Raw genomic sequence first — 3,235 nt, 5'->3', positions numbered from 1 at the left:
TTGATCATGACACCCGCCGTCAACAGCGGCAACTCGGCCGCAGCGGAAGTGACCATGGGACTCTCCAGTCAGATCTGAAAAGCCCTTCATAACATCATGGTCTTAAATTTGGAACTGCTGCCGATCATGACCGTTGGGGTGAGGAACGAATCCCAACATCCCGGCAGCCGATCGTTGGGGTTCGTTCCTCACCCCAACCTACCGGGCGACGCGCTTTGGCCGCCAGCCCCGCCGCCATCGGGGTTAGAATGCCGGAAACCAGGCGCACCCACGGACACCTATGCCCCCGGCGGCTCAGAAACATGCCCTACTGATCGGCAACGACCGCTATCAGGATCTGCCGGACCTCAAGGTCCCGGCGGCGGACGTGGCGGGGTTGGCGCGTGTGCTCACCGATCCGGCCATCGGCGGGTTCGACCCGGCGCTGGTCAACATCCTCGCCAATCCCGATTATGCCGTGGCCCATCGGGCGATCGGCCGGCTGTTCGCCAACCGGCAGCGCGACGATCTGGTGCTGCTCTATTTCTCGGGGCACGGCGAGCTCGATCACCGCACCGGCCGGCTCTATCTGGCGCTGCCGGACAGCGAACGCGACTGCTTCGACGGCACCGCCCTGGCCGCCCCCTTCATCACCGATGTGATGGACCGCAGCCCGGCCGGCCGCCAGATCCTGATCCTCGACTGTTGTTACGCCGGCGCCATCGGCCGCAAGGGCGCGGTGGTGACCGCCGCGACCTTCGGTGCCGATCCGGCCAGTGCGCCTGCGGTGCAGGAGGGTTACGGACGGGTCATCCTCACCTCATCGACCGCCGGGGAGTCCTCCTGGGAGGGCAACCGCGTCATCGCCGGCGTGGAGCGCTCGCTCTTCACTCACTTCCTGATCCAGGGTCTGGAGACCGGCGAGGCGGCGGCGGGTGCGCCCGCGGTGAGCGTCGAGCAACTCTATCGGTATGTCCATGCCGCGGTGGTCAAGGCCACCGCCGCCGGGCCGCGGCGCATGACGCCCGAACGGTTCGGCCAAGTCCGCGGTGAGCTGATCCTGGCCCGTAACCCCCGTGCGCGGGCCCCGGACCCCAAGGACCTGCTGGGCGCCGATCTGCTGGCTGATCTCGGTTCGGAGAACCGCCGCACCCGTATCGGCGCCGTCGGTGATTTGGCGAACCTGATACACCAGCCACCGTTGCGCCAGGCGGTCATCGCGGTCTTGGAGGAGCGGCTGTCGTGGGAGCGGGAGCGGGATTTTCAGGTGCGGAGTTTGATCGAGACCGCATTGAAGCGCGCTGCGGCGGGCCTGCCGACGACGGGACCGGATGCCGGGGATGCGGGCGGGGGAGCGCAGGGGCGTCCCCCGAGTGCGGGTGCCGAACCGGGTTTGCCCGACGCGCGGAGCAAGTCGGCTCCCGATGCGTCGGAGCCAGCGTCGCACGCGCGAGAGGCGGCGGCGCTGGCCTCGTCGGAGCCGGCACCGGCCGCCACGCCTTTGCTGAAGGAGCCCATGAAAGCCGATCCTCCGCCGGTCAAGCCCCGCCCCGGTTGGCTGATCCCCGTCGTGCTTGGCGTGGCGGGCGTGGCGGCAGCCGTGGTGTGGGTTCCCGGCATGGTGCCAAAGCGTACTGAGCCGGTCGTCGTCGCGCCAGTCTCACCGCCCGCTGCGACCGCAGCCAAGCCTGCACCCGCCGTCCCCGCTGTCCCCGTTGTGGCCGCCCCTTCGGCGGCGCCCCCGCCGACCTTCACCGACAAGCTGAAAAACGGTTCCGCCGGCCCAACGATGGTCAAGATTCCCGCCGGGATCTTCCAGATGGGCTCCCCGGAAAACGAACCCGAACGCTCCGCGGATGAGCAGCAGCATTCAGTGACGATCAAGCGGCCCTTCGCCATCGGCAAGTACGAGGTCACGGTGGCGCAGTTTCGGGCCTTCGTGGCGGCGAACAAGGGCTATCAGACCGAGGCGGAGAAGGGCGACGGCTGTGTCGGTTTGAAGGATGGCTCCTGGCAGCAGGACAAGGCGTTCTCCTGGCGTTCGGTCGGGTTCGAGCAGACGGAGGATGCGCCGGTGGTCTGCGTGAGTTGGAATGATGCCCAAGACTATACCGCCTGGCTGAGTCGGGTGACCGGCAAGACCTATCGGCTGCCCACCGAAGCCGAATGGGAATACGCGGCCCGCGCCGGCACCGAGAAACCTTTCTGGACCGGCGACTGCATCTCCACCGATCAGGCCAACTATGACGGCACCATTGATTACAACGGCTGCGGGGCCAAGACCGGGGTCTACCGGAAACAAACGCTGCCGGTCGACAGCCTGGCGGCCAATCCCTGGGGGCTGCATCATGTGGCCGGCAACGTCTGGGAGTGGACTTGCTCGGCCTATGCCGACCCTTATGATGGCAAAGAGACGGCTTGTATAAGCAAGAATGATGCCAAGACTTGGCCGTCCCGGGCGCTCCGCGGCGGCGCGTGGGGCACCCAGCCTGCGGGGCTGCGGTCCGCGAACCGTCTCAGGCTCAGGCCGTCGAACCGGTACGTCGACCTCGGTTTCCGCCACGCCCAGGACCTTTGACCTTTTTTCTCTATTCTTTTACCCTTTTCATTCATTTTCGATCATTCAGGCGCAATAATTGCGTGAGTCAGCTTGCCCCGGTCGTTGAATCCTGTCATGAACTGCTGCTCTGGCTCATTCCGCAATTGGACGGGTTTCCCCGCAACCGGCTGTTTACCCTCGGTGAACGGCTGGAGTCGACGCTGATTCAGGTGCTGGAACTGTTGGTTCAGGCCGCGTATAGCCGGGATAAGCGGACACCCCTGGCCCTGGCAAATTCCCGCCTGGCGGTGATCCGCCACTTGTGGCGGCTGGCTGCGCTTGATGGCCTTGATCATAGTTCCGGCCGCGGACCCTGCCAGTTCCGAAATTTCTTGACAGGATTAACAAGATTTACAAGATTGAAAACGAAGAACATCTTGTAAATCTTGTTAATCTTGTCTAAATGTCTTGGTTTCGCGCTCGTTGTGCAGATCGAAACCGCCCCCCGTAAGACCTCATGACTGCCGATGCTGGCCGGAATGACGACCAAGACCCGCTTGAAGTAACCTGCCACGATGTCCCCGGCCATTTTGTTTTAAGGGGGTGGCCGGTTAGCTCCGCCTGGTGCAATATGTAGTGATGGACGCCGTTGAGTATGTTTCGCCCTCGCCCGCAACCCTCAGTGCTGGCCGTGACTATCCGAGGACCTATCGTGAA

At 64.4% G+C, this 3,235-nt stretch carries 2 protein-coding genes; both read left to right on the top strand.

Annotated features, from left to right (window positions below; genetic code table 11):
* Nucleotides 1–280: 280 nt before the first annotated feature.
* Nucleotides 281–2,557 (top strand): SUMF1/EgtB/PvdO family nonheme iron enzyme, encoded by a 2,277-nt coding sequence (locus QZY03_RS00925; protein ID WP_295577269.1) that lies wholly within the window; start codon nt 281–283, stop codon nt 2,555–2,557.
* Between the two features lie 62 nt (nt 2,558–2,619).
* Nucleotides 2,620–2,961 (top strand): four helix bundle protein, encoded by a 342-nt coding sequence (locus QZY03_RS00920; protein WP_295577267.1) that lies wholly within the window; start codon nt 2,620–2,622, stop codon nt 2,959–2,961.
* The last annotated feature ends 274 nt before the right edge of the window (nt 2,962–3,235 follow it).

The organism is uncultured Lamprocystis sp. (genome assembly GCF_903933125.1).
Classification (GTDB): domain Bacteria; phylum Pseudomonadota; class Gammaproteobacteria; order Chromatiales; family Chromatiaceae; genus Thiodictyon.
Note: the sequence above shows the minus strand (reverse complement) of the source record. Positions and strands in the feature narration are given on the sequence as shown.

Coding starts and splice junctions, on each gene's coding strand:
- QZY03_RS00925 (WP_295577269.1), top strand. CDS start 281: ATGCCCCCGGCGGCTCAGAAACATGCCCTACTGATCGGCAACGACCGC.